Raw genomic sequence first — 21,534 nt, forward strand, 5'->3', positions numbered from 1 at the left:
CAACTCCGACACCAACTCCGACACCAACTCCGACACCAACTCCGACACCAACTCCGACACCAACTCCGACACCAACTCCGACACCAACGCCGACACCGATTCCTGTTCCAGAACCTTGTCCTTATCCATGGCCATGGAGTATCATTTTCTGCCGTTGAGTATTAAGCATCGAAGAGAGGCAGGCCGATCAGGTCTGCCTCATTTCTTTTGAAGGGATATTAGCCGGCAACAGGCTGCTGCTTCCAGCCATCAGGGGCGCGACGAACGTGACCGTCGAAGAGGAAACCACCATGCGGCTCCAGGACTTCATCCACAAGGCTCATCACCGCGCTGCGATCACCCATGAAGGCTGATGTGAAAACGCGCTGCCAGCGCTTGGCAAATTCCGCATCAGCGGCTTGCAAGGCCTTGGGAATATCGGAACCACTCGCCGACCATAGCCCGCGACCACGCAGATAAAAATCCGCGAGCGTCTCATGCAAAACACCCAGGCTGCCCATGGCTTCGCCGTGACTGCGCGGCGCTCGCAATTCATTCATGAGCACAGAAATTCGGTAGCGCATCTCATGAATCTGGTCCTCCTGCAGAGGCGAAGGGCCGGCTGCGAGCACAGCTTTGGCTCGCTGCTGCATTTCACTGGCCATGGCGCTGCCGGGGAGCAGGGGTTCGCCTTGAGCCATGATTTGCGCGACGGAAGCATCTCCCTTCGCACGATCTTTCTTTAAACCCAGATAATCCCAGCTTTCTGGATCGTACACAAATACCTCCATAGGCATTTGATCCACCCGCAGACTTTCACGATAGGCAGTCTGCACCCGGGTCATGATCACAACAATGGAAACGATGGAATAAGGAGTTTCCTCGCGCTTTTGCCAATCGCCACTGGCAAAAGCGCAGACGGCATCAGGAAAACGCTGTTTGACAATGTTACGAGCCGCAGCAACTGGATCTCGAACCATGAGCAGCATCCTTGTCTGGGTTTTCTTTATGTCTGTTCCATTATACTGAGAAATGGGTACCTATTGGCTAGTACGAAGTTATGCCTGGGGTTAACACCCGATCGACAGGCTTCAAGACAGAGGAGTATTCTCGGCAGTGATTTAACCGAGGGATATCTCATGAAACACACGTTTCCTAAGTCCTGTATCAGTCTGCGTCTGGCGTTGTTACTTCCCATGGGCCTGATCCTCAGCTGTTCGGCGGAACCTCCGTCCCACACCAAGGAAGCCATTGACGAGATGAATGACGTCGGTCGGCTGGGTGTACCCGTGACCTTCACGACCATGGCTCAGGACCTGCCCGCCCAGGGCGACAGTCTCAAATTCATCTGGAATGGAAATTGGTGGCCGCTCAGTAAGGGCGGAACCGTGGCGACGATGCGGAAATACGATCGCGCGACGGGTGGAGGCAAGGCGGCCGAGACCTGGGAAGCCGAGACCGTGAAAAAAGCCGGACATGTGGCCTGGGCGGGTCACTGCAATGGTCTGGCGGCAGCCGGCATGAATGAAGAACCACCCAAGCGTGCCGTGACGTTTCAAGGCCAGACCTTCACAGTCGAGGATATCCAGGCGCTGCTGATCGAGAAGTGGCAGGGAACCCAGTATGTGACACTGGTGGGTCGGCGTTGCCTGACCACACCGGTCGTGGATGATTCAGGCCGTGTGACCAGCGCTGGATGCCGTGATATGAATGCCGGAGCGTTCCATGTGCTGCTGGGCAACATGCTGGGCAAGAACCACAAGCCCTTCATCATCGATGATACGGCCGGGGACGAGGTTTGGAATTACGCCGTCGAGGGATACCGCAGCACGATCGAGGTTATCGACGAAGCCAAGGCTCGCGAGTTGACCAATATCGCCAGTGCTCCATCCTATCTGTGGAATCCGGATGCGACGGAATTTTTAAAGGTGCGATCGAATGTACGGCTCGCAACCGGGACGACCTTGAAATTTGATTATGTGTTGGAGCTTCACGCAGGTAGCATTATCGGGGGCGAATGGTTTGGCAATTCACGGAAAAACCACCCGGATTTCGCCTGGACGTCGACGATACCGGATCCCGCGAACCCTCATTTGAGTGTGGCCATCATTGATAAGATCGCCAAACTTTCCAGGCAGTAAGGATCGGCTGCGAGGGTTGCGGCGCGAAGGCCGCTCCCTTTGCAAGATCCCCATGCGACGCTGGCCTGATGGATCCGTCCGCAAGTCACGACCGAATGCTGGCCTGAGGATCCGGCTGCAAATCACTTTCGAATACTGGCTTGATAGATTCGATCGGTCGGTTGATTTTTTTGAAAGTAGATCTTAAAGCTCACCCGGCGATTCTTCTTACGGCTCGCCGCATCAGCATTAGCGACTTTCGGCTGCCATTCACCCCAGCCCATGGAATGCAGCTTTTTCTTATCGATGCCGTAACGATTCACCATCCATTTTTCAACCGCAATCGCGCGGCGATCGCTGAGCTTCATATTGTAAAGATCACTGCCAAGGTCACAGGTATGGCCTTCAATCATAATCCGCTCAATATCGGGATGCTGGCGCATGATCTCCGTCAGACGTTGCATGATCGGGCCAGCCTTGGGATCACGGACTTCAAAGGAATCCAAACCGAAGTGCACCTCGTCCAGGTCAATCACGGCATCAGGCTTCGGGATGGGTTCAAAGCTGACTTTTTGAACGGCAGGGGCCACCGCAGCCACTGGCCTGGCAACTTCCTTATCACCCAGAGTCCAACGGATGCCAGTGTAAACCCGGGCATCCGCGCTGCTGATGGAATGCTGCAATTCCGCTCCAGCACCCAGGTGCATTTGAATGGACGGCGTGACATCATAGCGAAGACCCAGCACCGACTCGTGGATGGAAGTCGAGCGTGGTGACTCCTCAGAAAATTCATCCCAATTGCGCGCGCCGTAAACTTCCGCCATGACAGCCCATTCCGAGCCGAGCGGCAAGACAGCGCCCGCGCTATAAATAATCTGATCACCAAAACGTTCCACCGGCAAAGTCTCACGAATGGAGTCGCCCGGCTGACCCTGACGCCAGCGGTATCCGGCGTTCGCGGTCAACAGCCAGCGGCCCATATTCAAGGTTGAAGTGAGTTCGAGACTCATCGAAGGCCATTTCGTTTGCGTATAGGGATTGTCCTGAACGCGATTATAAGCAGCAGTTCCCACGACGCCCAGAGCGAAAGGGCCCAGCTCAAGAACGCGCAATTTCGTGCCAACGCGATATCCGGTCAAGCCCTTACGATCGTAATAACCATGAGGCTCGTCGTTGTCACCTTCCTGCTGCCCTATGATGAAGGGAGCCGCAACGCTTACGTCCCACCAGTTGGTCAAGCCGTAGACGGCCTGCAGATCCAAGGTGGTGACGGCATCATTGAATTCCTTGTCACGGTCACGCGTCGTGCCATCGTCTTCTTTAAAATAAGGCAGGGTGTTGGTTGCATAATCGACAAACAGACCCAATCCGAAACGACCTTGACCCAAGGTAAGCGCGTTGTTGACGGTCACACCATCCATGCTGCTTGGGGCAGGCACAAAGTTTTGCAGATCGGAACCGACGATGTTAGCCAGCGCGGCTGTCGTAAAGAAAACACTGCAAAAAGCGACCATTTTCACATAACCGAACGTCACAGTTGACTCCTCCATCCGGGATCTCGAATGAACTTGAATTGCTGAAAACCAGGAGGAGTCAGTGATTGGAGACAACAGTAGGCTGATGGCCCACTGATAGTACGCTGTGTCAGTAAAGACAAGAGTAAAGTGATGAAGATATCAGGCGGCTTTTAATTCGGCAGTGAGCGAGAGACTATGCATGGAAATCGCCTGGCTCTGATCACGGATTTTAAGATCGCCGCGACGGGAACAGAGCGTGCTATCGAGGTGATGCTTCACACTGGTGGTCAGCAGGATTTCATTAGGCCCGGCCACGGCCTGTATGCGCGATGCGATATGCACGGCATCACCAATGGCTCCGTAATCACTGCGTTGCCGGGTTCCAAACGAACCGACCAAAGCCACGCCTTGATGCATGCCGATGCGCAATCTGAGTTTCCATGTATGACCTGTGAGCAGCTCCTGATTGAGGCTATCCAGCACCTTGACCATGGCTTGAGCGCAGCGGCTGGCCTGCAAGGCTTGAGTTTCGGCATCCATATCCACCGGCGCTCCGAAGATGGCGATCACACCGTCCCCAATGAATTTATCAATCGTGCCTTGATGTTCGAAGATAACATCGGCCATCGCCACCATAAAACGGTTCAAAATCACGGCAATTCGTTCCGAACCGAGCGATTCTGTGCCGTTGGTGAAGCTGACGATATCAGCCGACAGGATCGTGACGAGACGGGTGTTGGGCCTTTCATCCAGATGCAGGCGACCCGCGGCCACTTCATGCACCATGGCAGGCGGAAGGAACCGTTCCAGAACATGGTTCTCCATGTGGCTGTTCAGTCTGCGAATGGTTTGGCCTAGGACCAGGCCCCTGCGCAGAATCCAGACCAGCCACACGACGCCAAGCAGCGAGACAAGCACTGCAAAGAAACGGACGAGCAGCCCGCGCTCCCGAGCCTTGCGACTCTCGCCATCCATCAGGGCCTGCTTTTTAGCATTCTCCTGAGTGAGTTGACGGATCTTGTTACGTTCCTCTTCCAACGTCAAACCATAGCGCGCACTTTGCTCCTTTACATACTGTTCCCGTTGCTTATTTTCGATTCTGGTAAAATCTTTGGCATAGGTTTCGAGGGTTTCAACGGCCTTGTCGTACTGACGAAGCCCATATTGGATGCGCGCCCGAATTTCATCCAGCTGATTGCGATCCGTTTCATGCTCGATCGCGAAAAACGTGGAGGCTCGATCCAAAGCCCTGCTGGCTTCCTCATACTGCTTATCTTCCAAGTAAAACATGGCCAGGCGTTTCCAGACTTCACCCTGCCAGATCCTGTTTTGTGATTCCAGAAAGTAGGCTTCTGCCCGCTTGGCCAGGCGTATGGCTTCCGCCTTACGACCGTTTCGATACCAGACGCCCGCCTTGCCGAGGAGAATACTGGCGTAAAGATCATCCTTTTCCAGGAGCCGGAACAGATTTTCGGCGTCACCATAGTAACGCGCAGCGGATTGAAAGGCCTGCTCCGTGGCAAGGTATTCAAAAGTACGGGCATGGTTATAGACGATGAAAGCTTCCCAATAGGCAAGGTTGAGCTTACGCAAGCGTGGGAGGAACGATTCACGAAGCTCAACTTTTTTATGGGGATTACGATTTCGATCGATATGAAAGGCCTGAAATTCAAGTAAGAGGACCCGTTCAAATTCGGGAGTCAACTGGGCGGGAGCCAGCAAGGCTTCCACTTCAGCTTCGAGGCCAGCCTTGGTCACCGGATCCTCGACCAGGGCCGTGATGAGATACAGCAAAAAGGATCGGATCGGGATGCCCATAGGCCGTGATGCGGTATCCAAATAGCGAAGACGGTCCTGCAGATCAGCAGGATAGGTCCGCGTCGAGGCGTATTGCAAGGCTTCGAGGAGTATGGCTTCCTTCTTGAAGGTACCGGCGCCGGCCAGTTTCCGGGTCGCCTTTAAAAAAACTTCGTCCTTGGCGTCGACGCGATCAGCCAGATACGCTCCAAGACTGAGCTGCAGGCTGCACATGACGCGTGTCGAAAGGTCGATATTATTTCCGGCCGCTTGCAGGGATTCACGCGCAGCCTTCACACTTTGAACAGGATTGTCAAAAGCCTCCAGACGCATGGACTCAAAACGTGCCCCTGGATGATGACAAGGCAGCGCCCATGCACTCACGGCGAGGGCCAACCCGAGGATGATAATCAAACCTTGTGCGAACACAGTACCAGACTCCTTCACGATGCGTTCCGCACCACCTTGATGGGCTCAACGCTAAACAGCTTCTGCGCTTTCGAAATACCCTTCAATCGAACATCACCGAGAGCACGGCAATGTTCCACGCCCAACATTTCAGCCACGTTCTCGCTGACCAGAATGTCGCCGGATTTGGCTTCGCCCTCAATCCGAGCTGCCAGGTTCACCGTCTGTCCTACGGCTGTATAATCGGCCCGCCGTTTGCCACCGAAGACACCGACCAGCGCGTTACCGAAATGAATGCCAATAGCCAACCCAGGGCGCCAGCCTTCAACGGTTGGCCAGCTTTCACGGATCTCTTCAAACCGCTGCTGCAGCGAATGGGCGAAGGCTATCGCTTGTTGAATCTGTTCTTCGGGTGAACATTCGATGGGGGCTCCAAACAAAATCAGAAAGCTGCCTCGATGCAGTTTGTCCAGGCAGCCTTTATGCTCAAGGCTGACATCGGTCACAGCCTGCATCAGGCTTTCCAAAAGCCGGGCGGTAACACGCGGTCCCAATTCCTCGATCGCGTGCTCAAGATTAACCAAACGTCCAAACAGTGCCGTCACGTCCTGCTCATGCGGAGTCTCATCGAGCACGGCCTGGCCATGGGCCACCCGTTCCGCGATCACAGGCGGTAAAAAGCGCTGGAGAACGTCCTCGCGAAGATGGCGATTCAAACTGATAATGCGGCGGTTCTGCTGCCGGATCCACACGAGTCCGAAAATGCCTGTCAGGATAAGGAAGCCACTGGCGACCCAAATGCCGTTGATCAGCAGCAGCGTTTCCTCCTGCTCGATGCGGTTGGCGGCATCCAACTGCGCCTGAATTTTTTGCAGCTGTTCGGCCTGCGTCAAGGAGCGACTCTGCTCCTCTTCCATTTCCAGATTGATCTGGGTCAGATTTTGCGCGATGTCCGTATTTTGATTACGGCTGGCATTTTCCCGCAGAGCCTGGGCATAGTCGCTCATCGCGTCAAAGGCTTTTTTAGGCTGATTGAGCATCTTATAGGCTCGAGCCTGTTGCAAAGAGATCTGGGCATGATCCCAAAAATAATCCTTGGGAAACGACTTGCGTGCGACATGCAGGAGTTCCAGGGCCTTGTCCGGTTGGTTCAGATTGAGATAAATTTTGCTCAGTTTACGCTGCGTATCTGCCAGCCAAACCCCATCATTATATTTCTTAAAAATCGACATGGCTCGCATGCCGTGCTGCAGCGCTTCATCGTTTCGCCCCATTTTATCCAGCAGGCGAATCATGGACGTACTGATAATGGCCACGAAATTCTCATCCTGCAACTCCTCAGCGCCGGCCAGAGCGCGGGTTAAGACGTCCAGCGCAGCTTGAAGGTTGGCTGGGCTGTCGTCAGCGAGCAGGAGATAGGCATAATCATGGTCAATAATAAGACAGAAATTGCGTGGCTTACGGACCTCACAGAATCGACCCAATTCACTATAAATCAGTTTCGATTTTTCATTGGATTGGATATTCAGAATGCCGCCGGCATAGAATTGTTTGGCCTGCATAATTTCCAGATCTGTGACATCCGAAGCCTTGTTCAATTCCCGCATGGCCTCGTGCATTTTTTTAATACCTTCGCCGTCGCGCCCTGACTCCAGCATAAACTGGCCCCACTCCAAGCTGATCTGTGCCTTGCGACCGGGCAGTTTCAATTGATCTGCCAGATTCACTTTATCCTGGAACAAGCGATCGCGCAGAGTTGGTGCAAGCACCGCGCCGACCCCATGGTCCTCGATCATTTGCAAATCCATTTGGGTGGTTTTAAGGGTATAAAGCGCATCATGGGGGATTAGATAAAGTGCAGATAATTCGAGGGCCTGGCTCAGGAGCTGACGTTGCTCGGCATCGTTGTCACCCATATCGCGAACCCGCAGATAGGCCGCAACCGCCTGCACCCAAAGACTGCCTTGGGTCGCAGGGTCAAGGGTCGACATCTGTTCACGCGCCCAAGCGCGGAGTGCTGCCGGGTTATCCAACGCTGCCCATTTTAGGGAATAGGAATCCGTCAGCGACAGCTGGGGACTCTTCGCATCGGCTGCGGGAGCCTCCTGCCATACTGCGCACAAGGCGAGCATCAGGATCCAATTCCACATGGCGTTCACTATCCTCGGTGAAAGGACGTCTTATGGGTCTTCGGTCAGTTTTTACTTGGGGTTAAATCAGGGTGGAACCCGCTTCGAAAAAAAGCGCTTCCAACCCTTTCTTACGCCGGGAAATAGTCACAAGTGCTTCCTGCAAACCGTTGTTTTCCAGACACATTTGCCCGAGCTTTGCTTTTCCTCAAGAAGGGCGATCACTAGTCCGATCGTATTACAAAGCCACTGGAGCGAAAAAAATGAAAAAATCCTGGGTACAGGCAACCCTGTTAGGCGTGTGCCTGGCAGCGTGCCAGGAAACCAAATTGGACCAATCCGAGCTTTCGAGTCGCAATCCGGCTCCCGCTCCGGATGCCCAGGATGCCGACGAAAAGGTTGTCCCGCCTGTGCCTGTGACAGGTGCCTGGCTGGTCGCCTCGGTCCTTGAAGAATCGTCGACCAACACAACCGCCAGGTCTCTCATTGGCGTCTCAAGCTATTACAACGGAACGAAAATTACGGGCGATCGCGCTCGTTTTATAGTGACCTTCACGGCCGCGCCAACAGCCAACAATAGCGTCACCATTCGCGACGCGAGCGCCGCCACAGGGGAGTATGACCAGCTGGTAACAATCGAAGGCACCCATCTGAATCAGATCCATGCCGCCTATAAAACGATCGGAGTTTATCTTACGATCACGGATCGCAGCGATAATACTACGGACACAAGGAACACAACGCTGGCCGAGATCCTGACCGGTGCGGCCACCCAAGTTAATACGGGCAACAGCGCTTCGATGAAGACAGGCAATGGAAAAAACGGCGGCGGAGGCCAGTAATTCCCGGCATTATCAATATGAATTGATTCGATTTTTAAAATTTTCCCAAACCCCCACTCACATCCCATCGGCCCTTGCCGATAGCTACCCTGTTCGGCTTATGTTTCTGCGAAAAGGAGTCTTTTCATGTCGTTCTCGAAACGTTCAGTCTGGGCCGCTTGCCTGATGGCTCTGGGCCTTGGCATCAGTGGCCTCAGCGCGGCACAGGATAAGTATTTACCGTATCCCGTGGATTTCAAGCCCATGGAGAAATATCCTGCCCTTCATGCGGAATGGAATGCAAATAAAGCCAAATATGCCGACGCGGTGATGCCTGAGCCTGTGTTGAAGCGCCAGCTCGAAATCATCGAATCGATGTCAGCCAAGGAAAGCGCCTGGCTGGATGGTCTTTGGATGGTGGCGGATTCGGCCTTCCAACTTGGTGGTTCGTATACCGACCCCAAGGATCTGGCGTTCGCCCGCAGTGTGTTTGTTCGTGGCCAGAAATCAGCTGAAAAATGCATTGAAAAGAAACCCGATCATCCTATCTGCCAATTATTTTTGGGCGCCATGATCGGCAAGATCGCCTCGATCGATGGCATTTTTTCCTCGCTGAAAAAAGCCAAGCTGGTCGAAAAACTTTGGCTGGATGTCGTGGCTTCGAAATATAACTATCGTTTTGGTGAATCCGCTTCCTTGCAAGGCAACGCTCGTTATGCTCTCGGTATGTTCTATCGCCTTGTGCCGGACTTCTTTTTGATGAAGTGGCTCTTCGATGTCAAAGGTGACATCAAGAAATCGGTTCAGTACCATAAAGATGCCATTGCTGTGGATCCGCCCAACCCTTGCAGCAAGATCATGCTGGCGGCTTCGCTGCTTTGCTCCGTCAAAGGCGACACAAAATCGAGTGAAGGGCAGGAAGGTCTCAAGCATCTGCGGGATGCCCGTCAGATGAAAACCAACTCCATGGTGGCCAAAGCTTGTCAGAATGATACTGGGCGTCTGGAAATGGCACCTGACAAGGCCTGCGGTTATGAAACAGCGCGCCAGCAGGAAACCAGCGAAGACGAGTTCAAAAAGCAGCAGCAGGCTCAAGCTCACTGAAATCCCGGATCCAGGACGCCAAAAAGCGCCCAACATCCGCGAAAGGACCCTCCCCGGGTCCTTTTTTTATCCTCCCGTTGACCCAGCCCCTCCTGGTTTTTATACTTCTCACTTCGGTCTGCCAAAGCATGAAGCCCCTATTGTGAGGACCTGCCATGGAATTCGCTTACCAAAAACCTCTGGTCCTGGGACCAGACAAGACACCCTATCGTTTGCTGACCAAGGATTTTGTCAGCCAGGCGACGTTCCAGGGTAAAACCATTTTGCAGGTCGCGCCGGAAGGTCTGGAATTTCTGGCCCGTGAAGCGCTGCGGGAGGTATCTTTTTTTCTAAGGCCCACTCATCTGCAAAGCTTGAACAGAATCCTGGACGATCCTGAAGCCTCGGACAATGATCGCTTCGTCGCGCATGCGCTTTTGCAAAATGCGGAGATCGCCGCCAACGGTCAGCTCCCCAGTTGTCAGGACACCGGCACGGCCATCGTCATTGGCAAAAAAGGCCAGCATGTCTTTACCGGGGCTGATGATGCGGAATGGTTATCGAAGGGTATTTTCAAAACGTATCAGAAGGAAAATCTTCGCTATTCCCAGCTGGCTCCCGTAAGCATGTTCGAGGAAAAAAATACCGGCAGCAATCTTCCCGCGCAGATCGACCTGTATGCGACGCCGGGCGACAGCTACGATTTTCTTTTCATGGCCAAGGGCGGCGGCTCAGCCAATAAAAGTTTTCTCTTTCAGCAAACCAAATCACTGCTGAATGAAGAGAGCCTGATCAAATTTATCGAAGACAAGGTGAAGTACCTGGGCACCAGCGCCTGCCCGCCCTATCACCTGGCGCTGGTCATTGGCGGGACATCGGCCGAGACCTGCTTGAAAATGGTCAAGGAAGCTTCGGCCGGCTATCTGGATTATTTGCCCACCACCGGCAATATTCATGGCCAGGCCTTCCGCGATGTGGAATGGGAGGCGCGCGTGCAAAAAATCTGTCAGGAAACTGGTATCGGGGCCCAGTTCGGTGGCAAATACTTCGTGCATGACGTGCGGGTGATTCGTCTGCCTCGCCATGCTGCGTCCTGTCCCGTGGGCCTCGGCGTCAGCTGCAGCGCCGACCGGAATATTAAGGCTAAGATCACCAAGGACGGCATATTCATCGAGGAGCTGGAACATAATCCAGCCCGCTTTTTGCCGAAACAGAATCCGACTCTGGCTCAACCTGTGGAGATTGATCTGGATCGCCCCATGGATGAGATAAGGCGTGAATTGAGCAAGCATCCCATCAAAACCCGTTTGAAGCTGAGTGGAACCTTGATCGTGGCACGTGACGTGGCGCACGCCCGCATTCAGCAGATGCTGAATGAAGGTCAACCGATGCCGGAATATTTCAAGAACCATCCCATCTATTACGCAGGACCTGCGAAAACTCCGGAAGGCATGCCGTCGGGCAGTTTTGGTCCCACCACCGCAGGCCGGATGGATCCTTATGTGGCGCCGTTCATGGCCAAGGGTGGATCGCTGGTGATGCTGGCGAAAGGCAATCGTTCACCGGACGTGACATCGGCCTGTCAACAGTTTGGTGGCTTTTATCTGGGTTCGATCGGGGGACCCGCAGCGATTCTCGCCAAGCAGAATATTCTGAGTGTGGAAGTCGTCGACTTTGCGGATCTCGGTATGGAAGCCGTTCGCGAGATTCGCATCAAGGATTTTCCGGCGTTTATCGTCTGTGATGACAAGGGCAATGACTTTTATAGCAATATTCAAGGCAACGATTGAACCTTAGGGGGCTTCGGCCCCCTTGTCCACAAGCCGTAACACATCCCGCCCCACCAGAAGAAGGCCTGTGCTTAAGAACAAGAGCATAAGGTAGAGCAAACTTTTCTGAGCCTGCAGCTCGGCAAAAAAATTAAAATGAAACGCCTGGCTGCCAAACGCCAGCACGTTGTTTAAAAGATGGATGCCGATGGCAGCGCCCAGGCCATGGAAGGACCGCACGTAGCTGAGGCTCAAAGCGAAGAGAAAATAAGCCAGGAGAGCCTGGACTGTGGTATGCAAGGAAATATGAGCCACGGCAAAGAGCAGCGCGCTCAAGACCAGGGCTGCGCTTCTGCGGAGGCGCTTTTGCAGAAAGTCAGGCATCCAGGCCCGAAAGAAAATCTCTTCCCAAATCGCACTGAGTATAAAGCCAAGCGATGTCCAGCTTATGGGATGCTGACGGATGAAGTGCTGACTGTCATAAAGGGGTTCCAGCAGGGGTTCCTGCACCAGGCGAAATTCCATGAAGAGCCAAAGGATGAGGGAATTGAACAGCCAGACCACCGGAAAAAGAGCCAAGGCACTGACCCACGGTCGAGCCTCCCAACGTTCCCGAGGCCACCCATAAAGCGTCCAAAGACTCAAAACTTGCAGGCTGAGCAGACTCGCGCTCATGAATTCCATGCTGTGGATGAAGGGTTTCAGTTCCCAATGCGGATAGACCACGATCCGCAGCAGCGGGTGGAGGACAACCCAAAAGATGAGATTGGATATCATCCAACCGGAATGCTGAAACACGGAACCCAGACCTCTTCGACGTGACAGGCAAGAAGCGAAGCTAGCCTTTTCCGCAGGCTGCGGTCAAGGCTCAGGGTTGGTTAGAAAACGATATTTGGGTTAAGGCTAGGCCACGGGCGGAGTCTGCAGACTTTTTTTGGTGGAACTGCGCCGCCGCAACCAACGAGCGAGATAATAAATTCCAACAGCGAGGAGGATCACCGCAAGGACAATCTTGAATTGTTTGAAGTAAATCAGGATGGTCTCCCCATAGAACGCAACGAGCAGAACCTGAGTCGGCACCGATATCCCCGCCGCAGCGGCATCAACCAGGACAAATTTTGTTGTGCTCAGTCCCATCATGCCACAGGCAAAGTGCCCAGGAAAACGCAGACCCGGCGTAAAGCGAAAGGCACCAGCCGCCCACATTCCGTATTTCTTGGTCCATTTGGCGACGTCGTCCATACGCGCCCGAAAGCGGGCTGTGTAGCGGGATCGTAAAAACTGACCGCCAAATCTTCGTCCTAAAAAGAACACCAGACAATCGGAAAAAATTACTGAGAAGAAGGCCACACCCGCCGTGACATAGGCATTGACAGGGGTCGCACCCACATAAGGTGGAGGATAAAGGTCGGGGCGCGACGCGATGTAGCACACGAGTCCTGCACTCACGAGCGTGAATTCCTCAGGCGCAGGCAAACCAAATCCGGAAGCGAGCATCAGGATAAATATCGCGAGATAGATCAGAATGGGCTGATAAGCATATTGAGTGAACCAACTGAGCAAATCCTGTTCTGTAAATCCCATTCACATTCCCTCTCACGCAGCTTGCGACGCCAAAGGTCCCAATCAGGTCCATCGGTTTGGCTTCATATAGGGTCGAGCCCACAGGAACCGACAGAGATATCACATTCTGTCGCAAAAAGTTAGAGTTTCCTCGCAGTATCGAGGGCCTCAGCATAATGACCCATCGGCACATTTTTCCAGGACTGAAGTCCCGGCTGCGCGCGGATATTGGAATACTGAACACTCGATATTAATATTCTGACTTTAAGAAAATTATGATAACAGTCTCCAAAAATGCCTTGCCAGTCCGAGTTTAAGCCGCGTGATTCAAGATCTTGCGTTTAACAGCCGAATTGTTTAAATAGAACTGTGCCTTGGAAAAAGGAGTCTTCAGTCGGCACCCTCGCCGACGCCCTATGCGTCAATGATTTTCTCAATACTTTCGCTTCCTTAACGTCGATCCTGAATCGGCGCCCGAAGCCAATTTTGACGAAAATTCAAGGACGCATATGCTACAGATCATCAATCTGTCTTTTGCCTATAATGATGATTTTTCTGTTTTTCACCAATTGTATTTGAATCTTTCCCGCGAACGTTACGGTCTCGTCGGCTCCAACGCATCCGGAAAAAGCACCCTGCTGGCTTTGATTGCGGGTCGGCTGAAGCCCTCGGTCGGATCCATTCTATACGAAAAAGTTGACCTTCGATATCTGCCCCAGCTGGATGGTGAATCGCTGGATGAATCCCCAGATCTGCGTGTGCTCAGGACCGGGCGTGCGATTCAAGCCGAACGGGCCAACGCTGAAGACTGGCTGTTTATGGAGGATCATTGGAGCCTCTATGCAGCCATGGAGCAGCGCCTCGACGAATGGGGGCTCAGCCGTTTGGATTTTTTCCAAAGCTCCCCCTTAAGCGGTGGCATCTGGCAGCGTTTACGCCTGGCTTTGGCCCTGGCTCACGAGGAAAGTTTTCTGTTACTGGACGAGCCCAGCAATCACCTGGATCGCGATGGCCGCCGTTTGCTCATGCAGGCTTTGGAGCGACATCGAGGGGGCTGTCTTGTGGCCAGTCACGATCGTGAATTATTGAATACAATGAACCTGACCCTGGCGTTGGAACCGACAAAAATTCAGGTTTACGGCGGACCTTATGATTTTTACAAGGCGGCTTATGATCAGCAGCAGTCCGCCTTTCACGCTGCCTTTGCCCAGACGCGACAGGACCTGGATCGGGTCCGCATGGAAGCCCAAAAAGTGCGTGACCAGCACGCGAAAAAATCCGCCCAAGGGCGTAGGGATCGCGCCAAGGGCGGTGTGCCGCGGATCGCCCTGGGCATGATGAAGCGTAAGGCCGAACTCACGGGCGCTCGACTGCAGGTCAAACATGAGGAAAAAATTACGCAAGCGCAGGAGCAGCTGCGTGAAAAGGCTCAGAGGCTCATCCACACGCCTGAATTGCATTTGGACGTTAGAGCCCAGAAAAGACCGGGTGCCAGGCCACTGCTCAGTCTGGAAGGGGTCCAGCACCGTTGGACCGAAACGGATCTTTGGGCGGAACCGCTCCACCTGCAGCTGGCGGCTGGTGAACACGTGGCGATTCTTGGCGACAACGGCTCCGGGAAAAGCACACTGCTGCAATTGATCCTGGGTCACGTCGAACCCACAGCGGGGCAGATCCATCGCCGGTTTCGGCAGGCCTTTCTCCTCGACCAGGATTTGGGTTCTTTGCCTCAAAACCTGAGTCTTCTGCAGATCTGGGAGGATCCTTTGTATGGGACAGATGCTGGACAAAGACGGACGATCGCCGCCCGACTGGGACTGAAGACCCGTGAGGCGAGCGTACCTCTCAAGCTTTTGAGTGGCGGCCAACGTTTGCGCGCGGCTTTGATTCTGCTCGCCACGCGAATCGTGCCACCGGATTTGATCCTCCTCGATGAGCCCAGCAACCATCTGGACCTTGTCGCATTGGAATGCTTGGTGACAACCCTGCGGGCTTTACCGTCGAGCCTGATCGTGGTCACCCACGATATGCGGTTTCTGGATGATTTATCGGTCCATCAACGCTTCGAATTGGTCAGAACCCGCTGAATCTGCTAACGTAAGGTAAACGATTGGGACTGGTTTATGAACACGTGGAAGAAACTCTTTGGTTCATCCTGGGATCTGGCCATTGATTTGGGCACAGAAAATACGCTCATTCAAGCCCGAGGACGGGGGGCTCATACCTGGAATGAACCATCAATCCTGGCCTATGCCCGCAAGCCTGATGGCAGCAGTGTGCCCTGGGTTGCGGGACAAAGCGCACTCTGCATGGAAGGTCGGACCAATGATGCGGTTCGCACCATACGGCCTCTGGAGGACGGTGTGATCGTGCATCTGCAGGGAGCTGTGGACATGCTGCGCCTGATGCTCCAACCCAAAATGCCGACTTCACCCGGACAGGTGCTCATCTCGTTTCCACACGCCATCACAGCGATTGAAAAGATGGCCTTTCGCGATGTTGCTGGCTACCTGGAACCGGAAAGGGTCCTGCTCGTGAAAGAACCGCTGGCCGCCGCCGTGGGTTCAGGGCTGGATATTTTGCGCTCGCAAGGCCATATGCTGGTTGATTTAGGCAAGGGCATTGTGGAAGCTGTGGTGATGGTTCAGGGCGAAGTGGTGGCGTCCAGTGCCTTGCGTCTGCAAGGGCGCAGCGAAAACGAGCGTCTGGAACATCACATCAAAGAGCACCATGGCCTCCTCGTGGGCCACGCCACGCTCGAGGATTTGAAACGCCGTCTGCATCAAAAAGAGCCAAATGATCAACTGCATATGAAAGGGCTCTGCCTGGCCACAGGTCTGCCGCAGCGTCTCGACCTGCGGGTGCAGGAACTCCTGGAAGTCCTTGACCCTTATATGCTGGCGATTGTTGGGTGCATCACGGAAGCCTTAGAACAAACTCCCGTCGAATTACTCGGGGATATCATGGACCGCGGTATCCGCCTGACGGGTGGGGGCGCCCTGTCCCGGCATGTGCTGCTGGGACTCGCGCGTAATCTCCCTTTGAAGTTCCTGCCCGTAGCCGAACCGCTTCAGGCGGTGGCCTTGGGCAATCTTTCCATCCTCGCCGATCGCAATTTACAGGCCCGTCTTTGCACGTAGGGAATCAATGCGCCTTGAAGCAGCTGCGTTTCTGCGAGTTCCAATCGCATTGGAGCTTATCATGACCGTTGTTGCAAACCTTGTCACTCGTCCCATTGTATTCGGAACAATTCTGGGCTGTTTTGTAGCACTGGCCATCCATTGAAAAATGGCCCTGAGGACAGGACGAAACGCAGCGTTGCGATCCGGGAACCCAATCACACTGCAAGCTGTCCTTGCCGTTATTGCAAACCTTGGCATCGGTGAAATCATAGCCTGAACACTGCCGGGCCAACGGACGACAGGAACCTCCAAAGGCGATTTCATCCTTCCGGCACTCGCGATCCTCGGGTTGCCCATCACAGCGTTGATAGTCCAAACGATAAACCGCTTTGCGTTGGGCCGCTCCTTCGTCGATCGCGATAAAGGTATTCTTCATATCATGGGCCTCACGTTGTGCGACGATTCCAATGCGGGTGCCGATGATGGCCTCGCGGTCGCGACCGCATTGCGTCCATTCCTTCTCAATCTGATGGTTGACCACGACATCCTGCACCTGATTTTGAAAACGGAAGCGCTCCGTCTTGATCGATTCCCGTCCCGTGCGGAAGGAATGCGTGATGCTCGCTTCCGACAAACCTTTCTGCGAAACATCCGTGATGCCCGCAATCGCCACCGATTGGAGAGCCACCTTATAGCCATCGGGAACAGTCACTGGAATTTCCAAATGGCACTGCGCAGATGCCCGGACGTGATGCATATCCGTTTCCGCTTTGAAGTCCAAAAACACGATATCGAAGCTGCCATCGTCGTTGGCGTCAAAAATAATGTTATCCGGCTGACACACGGTATCCCAAACCACCTGCTTACAGGCGCCATCGGTACATGCGGACGGCATATCGTTCAAAAACTTCAGGGAGCTGGACAGCTGGGGGGTCATGCCCCAAAGGCTCGAACTCGTGGCCAAAAGCATAGATAGTAGAATTAGTTTCATCAGATAGCTCCCCTTGATGGCGCTTGAACCTCCGGGTTCAAACAGGATGTGATGCGAGGAATACCGCGTCAGGCCTGGACTTGGCAGTGGCAGGACCTGGAAAATTTTGATGCGATATGATGGGATTGGATCCACCCGGCAAGGATTGCCTCTTCATAGAAAATTTTTCCAGTCGATGACGCCTGGGTCAAACAAGGATGAATCATGCGCGCACTTATCGTAATCATTCTCCTCATTCTCATGCCGGCATGGCCGTGCGTGGCGGCAGAGACCCGTGCCGTCCAGGGCCATGTGAACCTGAGCGAGGTCAATTGGCACCAGGAAGCCACAATCCCCCTGACAGGTGAGTGGGAACTTTATTGGAACCAGCTCCTGACCCCGACTGAAATCGAAGCGGGACAGGGCAAGCTTTCGGCCTATCTGCCCCCTGAGACCGAGTGGCATAAGACGAAACATCCAGCAGTCGATTTCAATCGTTGGGCTGGCGCCACGTATCATTTGCGTGTTCATACTCAAGAACCGCAGGAATTGATGCTAACCATTCCTATACTCAACAGTGCGTCTCGAATTTGGATCAACGGTGAACTTAAGCAGGAGTTTGGTCACACGTCGCTCGTCGCCTCCGAAGAGGTCGCCTTTGTGCGCATGAGCAAACTGGAGTTCCAGGCTCACAAGGGTGAAAACCATATCACGGTTCAGATGTCCAACCACTCGTTTTGGTATGGCGGTCTATCTCTGCCCATTCGCATTGGATTGCCGGAAGCCGTTCGTAAGGATCAGCTGCGCGCGACCGTTCAGGATGCAGTGAGTTTTGGCTTTATCCTGTTTATGGCCCTCTATCACCTTTACATTCGTCTGCTCCTCAAGCGCAGCAATGGAGCACTTTACTTCGGGGTGCTGTCTCTTGGAATCGCCTTGCGTCTGGCGCTGGTCGGTGATGGACAGATAGCCTACCAGGTGTGGCCGAGCATTCCCATGCAGGTCCGCTATTTTATAGAATATATGGCCGTTGCCGCTGGCACTGGCTATATCCTGTGTTTCTATCGGGAGATGTTTCCCCACGAATCACCTCGACTCGTCTATAAACCAGCCATCTTTTTCAGCTTTGCCTGGTCGGCCTTTATTATTGTGGCGCCCCCGCTCTACTATCCGAGTGTTCTCGAAATATTTCAGCTCATGATCCTCGTCTCTGGAATCGTGACCATAGTCTCCGTTATCGTTGCCGCCAGAAAGGGACGTGATGGGGCACGCATGTTGGTGATGGCCAATCTCTTTTTCTACGTCTCGGTGATCAACGACATTGTCTATCACCACCGCCTTATGGACACCATTCCCCTCGTGCACCTGGGACTTATGTTTTTGATGTCCGCTCAGGCCTTGACCCTGGCCCAACGCTTTGCTCGCACGTTTGATCGCGCCGAGCGAGCCGAGCATGAAGTCACCAAACTGAATCAAAGCCTGGAACAAAAGATTGTGGAACGCACCGAGCAAATCAACACCATACTCTCGCACGTTCGATCGGGCTTTCTTCTGGTGGATCGTGATTCCCGGCTGCAAAATGGTTTCACGTCTTCCTGCCAGACGATCCTGGGACAGAACCTGAAGGTGGGTGAACCTTTGCCGAAGCAGCTTGAACTTCCTCATCATCTGCTGACCCAGTTCATGATGGCCATTCAGCAAATTTTTGATTCCGATCTTCCTACCGAAGTGGCCATGCAGCAGCTTCCTCGACGCTTTCCTGTGAATCATCAGATGATCGGGCTGCAGGCCGCGGCGGTCAAATCCCGCAGTAACGGCCAGGTCACAGCCGTGCTCCTCACCATCAACGATGTCACCGACCTGGTCGCAGCCGAGGAAGGTTTGCGCCGCGCTGACATCCTGATCCACATCCTGGAAGATCAGGATGCCTTTCGTATTTTCCTTACGGATTTCAAAAAGGATCTTGAAGGAGCGGTTGAAGCGATTGCCAAGCGTGATACCAACCATCTGCATTCCCTGCTGCATACCATGAAAGGCAATGCCGCCAGCTTCAATCTGGATGATTGGGTCAGCCGGCTGCATCTGCTGGAAGAAAAAAATCCAATCGAAGGCAAGGACATTCAAAATGTTACCGACCACGTACGTCAATTCCTGAGGCAGAACGAAGGCATTTTGCATCTGGACTTCGATCAGCCGATGCGCAGCGTGTTCGGTGTGGATCAAACAGATCTCAATGCCCTGAAAGAAAGCCTTACACCTCTCGCCTCGGCGCTGGCCATGGACCGCGTCGAAAAATGGTCACGATCGGTCAAAGCTTTGCCTTTGAAAAGTTACACCATCCCGCTGGCACCTATGGTGACACGTGTTGCGGAACAGCTTCATAAAAATGCCTGCCTGGTGGTGGAAGGAGCGGATGCCAAAGTCGACAATGCCTTTGCCCCCTTGCTCACCACCCTGCCCCATCTCATCCGCAACTCATTGGTCCACGGGATTGAAGATCCCGAAGACCGCGGTTTAAAACCACCGAAAGCAACGATCACGCTGCGCTTCGCCACCGCTGGCGACGGTGGACTTCACATTGACATCATGGATGACGGGCGGGGTTTGGATCCGGAACAGATTCGCCAGCATGCCATCGCTCGGCGACTGATTCGGGCCGATGACAGCCTGAGTGACGAGCAGATCTGTGGCTTGATCTTCCATCCCAATTTTTCAACGGCCGAGAAGGTCACCGAACTGGCCGGACGTGGCATGGGCTTATCAGCAGTGACAGCAGCTGTGCAGGAATTGGGTGGACGCTATGAAGTGCAGAGTCAGAAGAATCAGGGTTTCCATCTTGCTATCATCGTACCGCCACAGACTCGGAATTGGCTGGATCAGCAGCCCCGTTCAAACTCAAATGTCGTTCGGCGATTGGCAGAATAAGAGAAGCCTGGACAGGCTCACTCGCTGATGTTCTTTTCTTGATGGCGTGGCTCAGTCACCGCGCAGCTGCTGTCTGCAACCTGCGGTTAATTTACATTGTCTCCGCTGTGGTCATCGAGGGGGCTCTTGCCATAGGGAAAGCCCCCCCAAAAAACATCGATGAAGTATGTTTAATAGGTCTGAAGGATAGTTTTTATCCGATAGTCGACTCTTGTCATGCAAGCGTCTCCTCCGCCCCCTTCGATGCACAAGTCCCATGCCGCAAGTGACCCCTCATAATTTTGGCCTGAGCGGTTTAAATCGATATTTCCTTCAGGTGTCACAGAATAATACTGGCCTGTCCAGACATTCATATAAAGCCCGACTGTCCCTGGCACCTGCATAAAAGAGCTTTGCACAGTTGTTTTTTTAATCCATTGACCAAGTGAAGCCCATGGTCGGACGCCTCTATGAATGGGTCCCTGGTAGATATTGAACGGCAAGCTCTGCGCTAGTACGGATGATTGAATCAGGAAGGTAGCGCTGACAAATGTTAAGATCTCAAGGATTTTTAGCTTCATAAAGGACATCCTTTCAAGATAAGTCGTCACTTTTGACTTGAACAGAATTACTCGATCTTCCGCCTCATAAGTTAAAATCTGTATGAATTTATCCTTAAAATCAAATGTATCAATCATTCCAGCGAATCGAGCAAAACGGTGGAGATCAACCGTTATTAAAAACCATAGAGTGTTCTTCACATCGTCTGGCGCCATATAAAGGTAACCATTCCGGCTTCATTTTCCAACTGCAGAGCAGGCCTTATGATCGATCTGGAATATCTCTTCTCAAAAATCTGAAATCAAAGAGACAACAATTCATGCAAGGAAGCGCCATCTCTCACGGCGCTCCTGCGACCATAAACTGAACTTTTTGCGAAAAAGCGGAAAGGATTAACCTTGGCCACCCTTTCCAGCCTGAATTTCAACGGTATTACGACCCCGTGCACCATCAAGCAGGAGATCACCAGACGGAACACCTTGCATCAGCCAGGCGAACCATTTTAGACACTATTCCCCGGACGCATTTATCCTGCGAGAGCGTAAAACTGCTCGAAAGGTGAGGAGCCCTGAATATCGACCTGGCCTTTTTTGATCATGGCCATCATCTCAATTCCGGCGATGGTCTTCGCGGCCGACATGAAGGTTTTAAAGCCCAGCATGGGCCTTGTCCTTTGCCTCACCCGCCTGTGGTCCTGCTCGACGATATTATTGAGATACTTTACCTGCCCGAGCTCGATGTCGGTGGAATGCTCATCATTGAAAGCCTTGAGACCGGCGGCGTTTGCACCT

17 protein-coding genes are annotated in these 21,534 nt (G+C 53.3%); 8 read left to right on the forward strand and 9 right to left on the reverse strand.

Translation table 11 applies throughout. The features are described from left to right. A partial coding sequence (locus tag VE954_RS39030) for a hypothetical protein (protein WP_324963405.1) occupies positions 1 to 211 on the forward strand: 211 nt, incomplete at its 5' end. A gap of 7 nt (positions 212 to 218) precedes the next feature. Here the strand turns inward: VE954_RS39030 and VE954_RS39035 are convergent. Beyond that, positions 219 to 959 (reverse strand): hypothetical protein, encoded by a 741-nt coding sequence (locus VE954_RS39035; protein ID WP_324963407.1) that lies wholly within the window; start codon positions 957 to 959, stop codon positions 219 to 221. Between the two features lie 159 nt (positions 960 to 1,118). On the opposite strand from VE954_RS39035, the gene VE954_RS39040 reads away from it, so the two are divergent. Next, positions 1,119 to 2,120 carry a hypothetical protein gene (locus VE954_RS39040; protein WP_324963408.1) on the forward strand — a complete coding sequence of 334 codons (1,002 nt, stop codon included), beginning with the start codon at positions 1,119 to 1,121 and terminating at the stop codon, positions 2,118 to 2,120. 122 nt (positions 2,121 to 2,242) lie between these two features. On the opposite strand, the gene VE954_RS39045 is transcribed toward VE954_RS39040, so the two are convergent. From VE954_RS39045 to VE954_RS39055, 3 genes are all read right to left on the reverse strand, one after another. Further along, positions 2,243 to 3,634 carry an OmpA family protein gene (locus tag VE954_RS39045; protein WP_324963410.1) on the reverse strand — a complete coding sequence of 464 codons (1,392 nt, stop codon included), beginning with the start codon at positions 3,632 to 3,634 and terminating at the stop codon, positions 2,243 to 2,245. Between the two features lie 141 nt (positions 3,635 to 3,775). Next, positions 3,776 to 5,842, reverse strand: coding sequence for an adenylate/guanylate cyclase domain-containing protein (locus VE954_RS39050; protein WP_324963412.1), 2,067 nt, complete (start codon positions 5,840 to 5,842; stop codon positions 3,776 to 3,778). A 14-nt stretch (positions 5,843 to 5,856) separates the two neighbouring features. Further along, the gene (locus VE954_RS39055; RefSeq protein WP_324963413.1) at positions 5,857 to 7,971 is read right to left on the reverse strand and encodes an adenylate/guanylate cyclase domain-containing protein; all 2,115 of its coding nucleotides are present in this window, start codon (positions 7,969 to 7,971) and stop codon (positions 5,857 to 5,859) included. Between the two features lie 242 nt (positions 7,972 to 8,213). Between VE954_RS39055 and VE954_RS39060 the strand changes: the two genes are divergently transcribed. From VE954_RS39060 to VE954_RS39070, 3 genes are all read left to right on the forward strand, one after another. Continuing rightward, positions 8,214 to 8,792, forward strand: a complete 579-nt coding sequence (locus VE954_RS39060; protein ID WP_324963414.1) for a hypothetical protein — start codon at positions 8,214 to 8,216, stop codon at positions 8,790 to 8,792. Positions 8,793 to 8,918: 126 nt separating this feature from the next. Then, positions 8,919 to 9,875, forward strand: a complete 957-nt coding sequence (locus VE954_RS39065) for a hypothetical protein (RefSeq protein WP_324963415.1) — start codon at positions 8,919 to 8,921, stop codon at positions 9,873 to 9,875. Between the two features lie 155 nt (positions 9,876 to 10,030). Next, positions 10,031 to 11,644, forward strand: coding sequence for a fumarate hydratase (locus VE954_RS39070; RefSeq protein ID WP_324963416.1), 1,614 nt, complete (start codon positions 10,031 to 10,033; stop codon positions 11,642 to 11,644). Between the two features lie 3 nt (positions 11,645 to 11,647). Here the strand turns inward: VE954_RS39070 and VE954_RS39075 are convergent, their stop codons facing one another. Continuing rightward, positions 11,648 to 12,421 (reverse strand): CPBP family intramembrane glutamic endopeptidase, encoded by a 774-nt coding sequence (locus tag VE954_RS39075; RefSeq protein ID WP_324963417.1) that lies wholly within the window; start codon positions 12,419 to 12,421, stop codon positions 11,648 to 11,650. Between the two features lie 105 nt (positions 12,422 to 12,526). Then, positions 12,527 to 13,207, reverse strand: coding sequence for a DedA family protein (locus VE954_RS39080; RefSeq protein WP_324963418.1), 681 nt, complete (start codon positions 13,205 to 13,207; stop codon positions 12,527 to 12,529). A 488-nt stretch (positions 13,208 to 13,695) separates the two neighbouring features. Here VE954_RS39080 and VE954_RS39085 point away from each other — a divergent pair, with 488 nt between their 5' ends. Continuing rightward, the gene (locus VE954_RS39085; RefSeq protein WP_324963420.1) at positions 13,696 to 15,273 is read left to right on the forward strand and encodes an ATP-binding cassette domain-containing protein; all 1,578 of its coding nucleotides are present in this window, start codon (positions 13,696 to 13,698) and stop codon (positions 15,271 to 15,273) included. A 36-nt stretch (positions 15,274 to 15,309) separates the two neighbouring features. After that, complete coding sequence (locus tag VE954_RS39090) at positions 15,310 to 16,326, forward strand: rod shape-determining protein (protein WP_324963422.1); 1,017 nt, start codon at positions 15,310 to 15,312, stop codon at positions 16,324 to 16,326. Between the two features lie 4 nt (positions 16,327 to 16,330). Here VE954_RS39090 and VE954_RS39095 read toward each other — a convergent pair whose 3' ends face one another. Beyond that, complete coding sequence (locus VE954_RS39095) at positions 16,331 to 17,299, reverse strand: DUF4360 domain-containing protein (protein WP_324963424.1); 969 nt, start codon at positions 17,297 to 17,299, stop codon at positions 16,331 to 16,333. 204 nt (positions 17,300 to 17,503) lie between these two features. On the opposite strand from VE954_RS39095, the gene VE954_RS39100 reads away from it, so the two are divergent. Next, positions 17,504 to 20,203: a 7TM diverse intracellular signaling domain-containing protein gene (locus VE954_RS39100; protein WP_324963426.1), complete on the forward strand. Its 2,700-nt coding sequence runs from the start codon at positions 17,504 to 17,506 to the stop codon at positions 20,201 to 20,203. A 170-nt stretch (positions 20,204 to 20,373) separates the two neighbouring features. On the opposite strand, the gene VE954_RS39105 is transcribed toward VE954_RS39100, so the two are convergent. Both VE954_RS39105 and VE954_RS39110 read right to left on the reverse strand, forming a co-directional pair. Continuing rightward, positions 20,374 to 20,958 (reverse strand): hypothetical protein, encoded by a 585-nt coding sequence (locus VE954_RS39105; RefSeq protein ID WP_324963428.1) that lies wholly within the window; start codon positions 20,956 to 20,958, stop codon positions 20,374 to 20,376. A 311-nt stretch (positions 20,959 to 21,269) separates the two neighbouring features. Then, on the reverse strand, positions 21,270 to 21,534 hold a 265-nt coding region (locus VE954_RS39110), incomplete at its 5' end, for a DDE-type integrase/transposase/recombinase (RefSeq protein ID WP_324963430.1).

It is taken from the genome of Oligoflexus sp. (assembly GCF_035638955.1).
Lineage (GTDB): Bacteria > Bdellovibrionota_B > Oligoflexia > Oligoflexales > Oligoflexaceae > Oligoflexus.

What these genes read in the sequence shown, in the direction of transcription:
- VE954_RS39085 (WP_324963420.1), top strand. Translation starts at nt 13,696, where the DNA reads ATGCTACAGATCATCAATCTGTCTTTTGCCTATAATGATGATTTTTCT.
- VE954_RS39040 (WP_324963408.1), top strand. Translation starts at nt 1,119, where the DNA reads ATGAAACACACGTTTCCTAAGTCCTGTATCAGTCTGCGTCTGGCGTTG.
- VE954_RS39090 (WP_324963422.1), top strand. Translation starts at nt 15,310, where the DNA reads ATGAACACGTGGAAGAAACTCTTTGGTTCATCCTGGGATCTGGCCATT.
- VE954_RS39095 (WP_324963424.1), bottom strand. Translation starts at nt 17,299, where the DNA reads ATGAAACTAATTCTACTATCTATGCTTTTGGCCACGAGTTCGAGCCTT.
- VE954_RS39070 (WP_324963416.1), top strand. Translation starts at nt 10,031, where the DNA reads ATGGAATTCGCTTACCAAAAACCTCTGGTCCTGGGACCAGACAAGACA.
- VE954_RS39080 (WP_324963418.1), bottom strand. Translation starts at nt 13,207, where the DNA reads ATGGGATTTACAGAACAGGATTTGCTCAGTTGGTTCACTCAATATGCT.
- VE954_RS39055 (WP_324963413.1), bottom strand. Translation starts at nt 7,971, where the DNA reads ATGTGGAATTGGATCCTGATGCTCGCCTTGTGCGCAGTATGGCAGGAG.
- VE954_RS39100 (WP_324963426.1), top strand. Translation starts at nt 17,504, where the DNA reads ATGCGCGCACTTATCGTAATCATTCTCCTCATTCTCATGCCGGCATGG.
- VE954_RS39105 (WP_324963428.1), bottom strand. Translation starts at nt 20,958, where the DNA reads ATGGCGCCAGACGATGTGAAGAACACTCTATGGTTTTTAATAACGGTT.
- VE954_RS39065 (WP_324963415.1), top strand. Translation starts at nt 8,919, where the DNA reads ATGTCGTTCTCGAAACGTTCAGTCTGGGCCGCTTGCCTGATGGCTCTG.
- VE954_RS39060 (WP_324963414.1), top strand. Translation starts at nt 8,214, where the DNA reads ATGAAAAAATCCTGGGTACAGGCAACCCTGTTAGGCGTGTGCCTGGCA.
- VE954_RS39035 (WP_324963407.1), bottom strand. Translation starts at nt 959, where the DNA reads ATGGTTCGAGATCCAGTTGCTGCGGCTCGTAACATTGTCAAACAGCGT.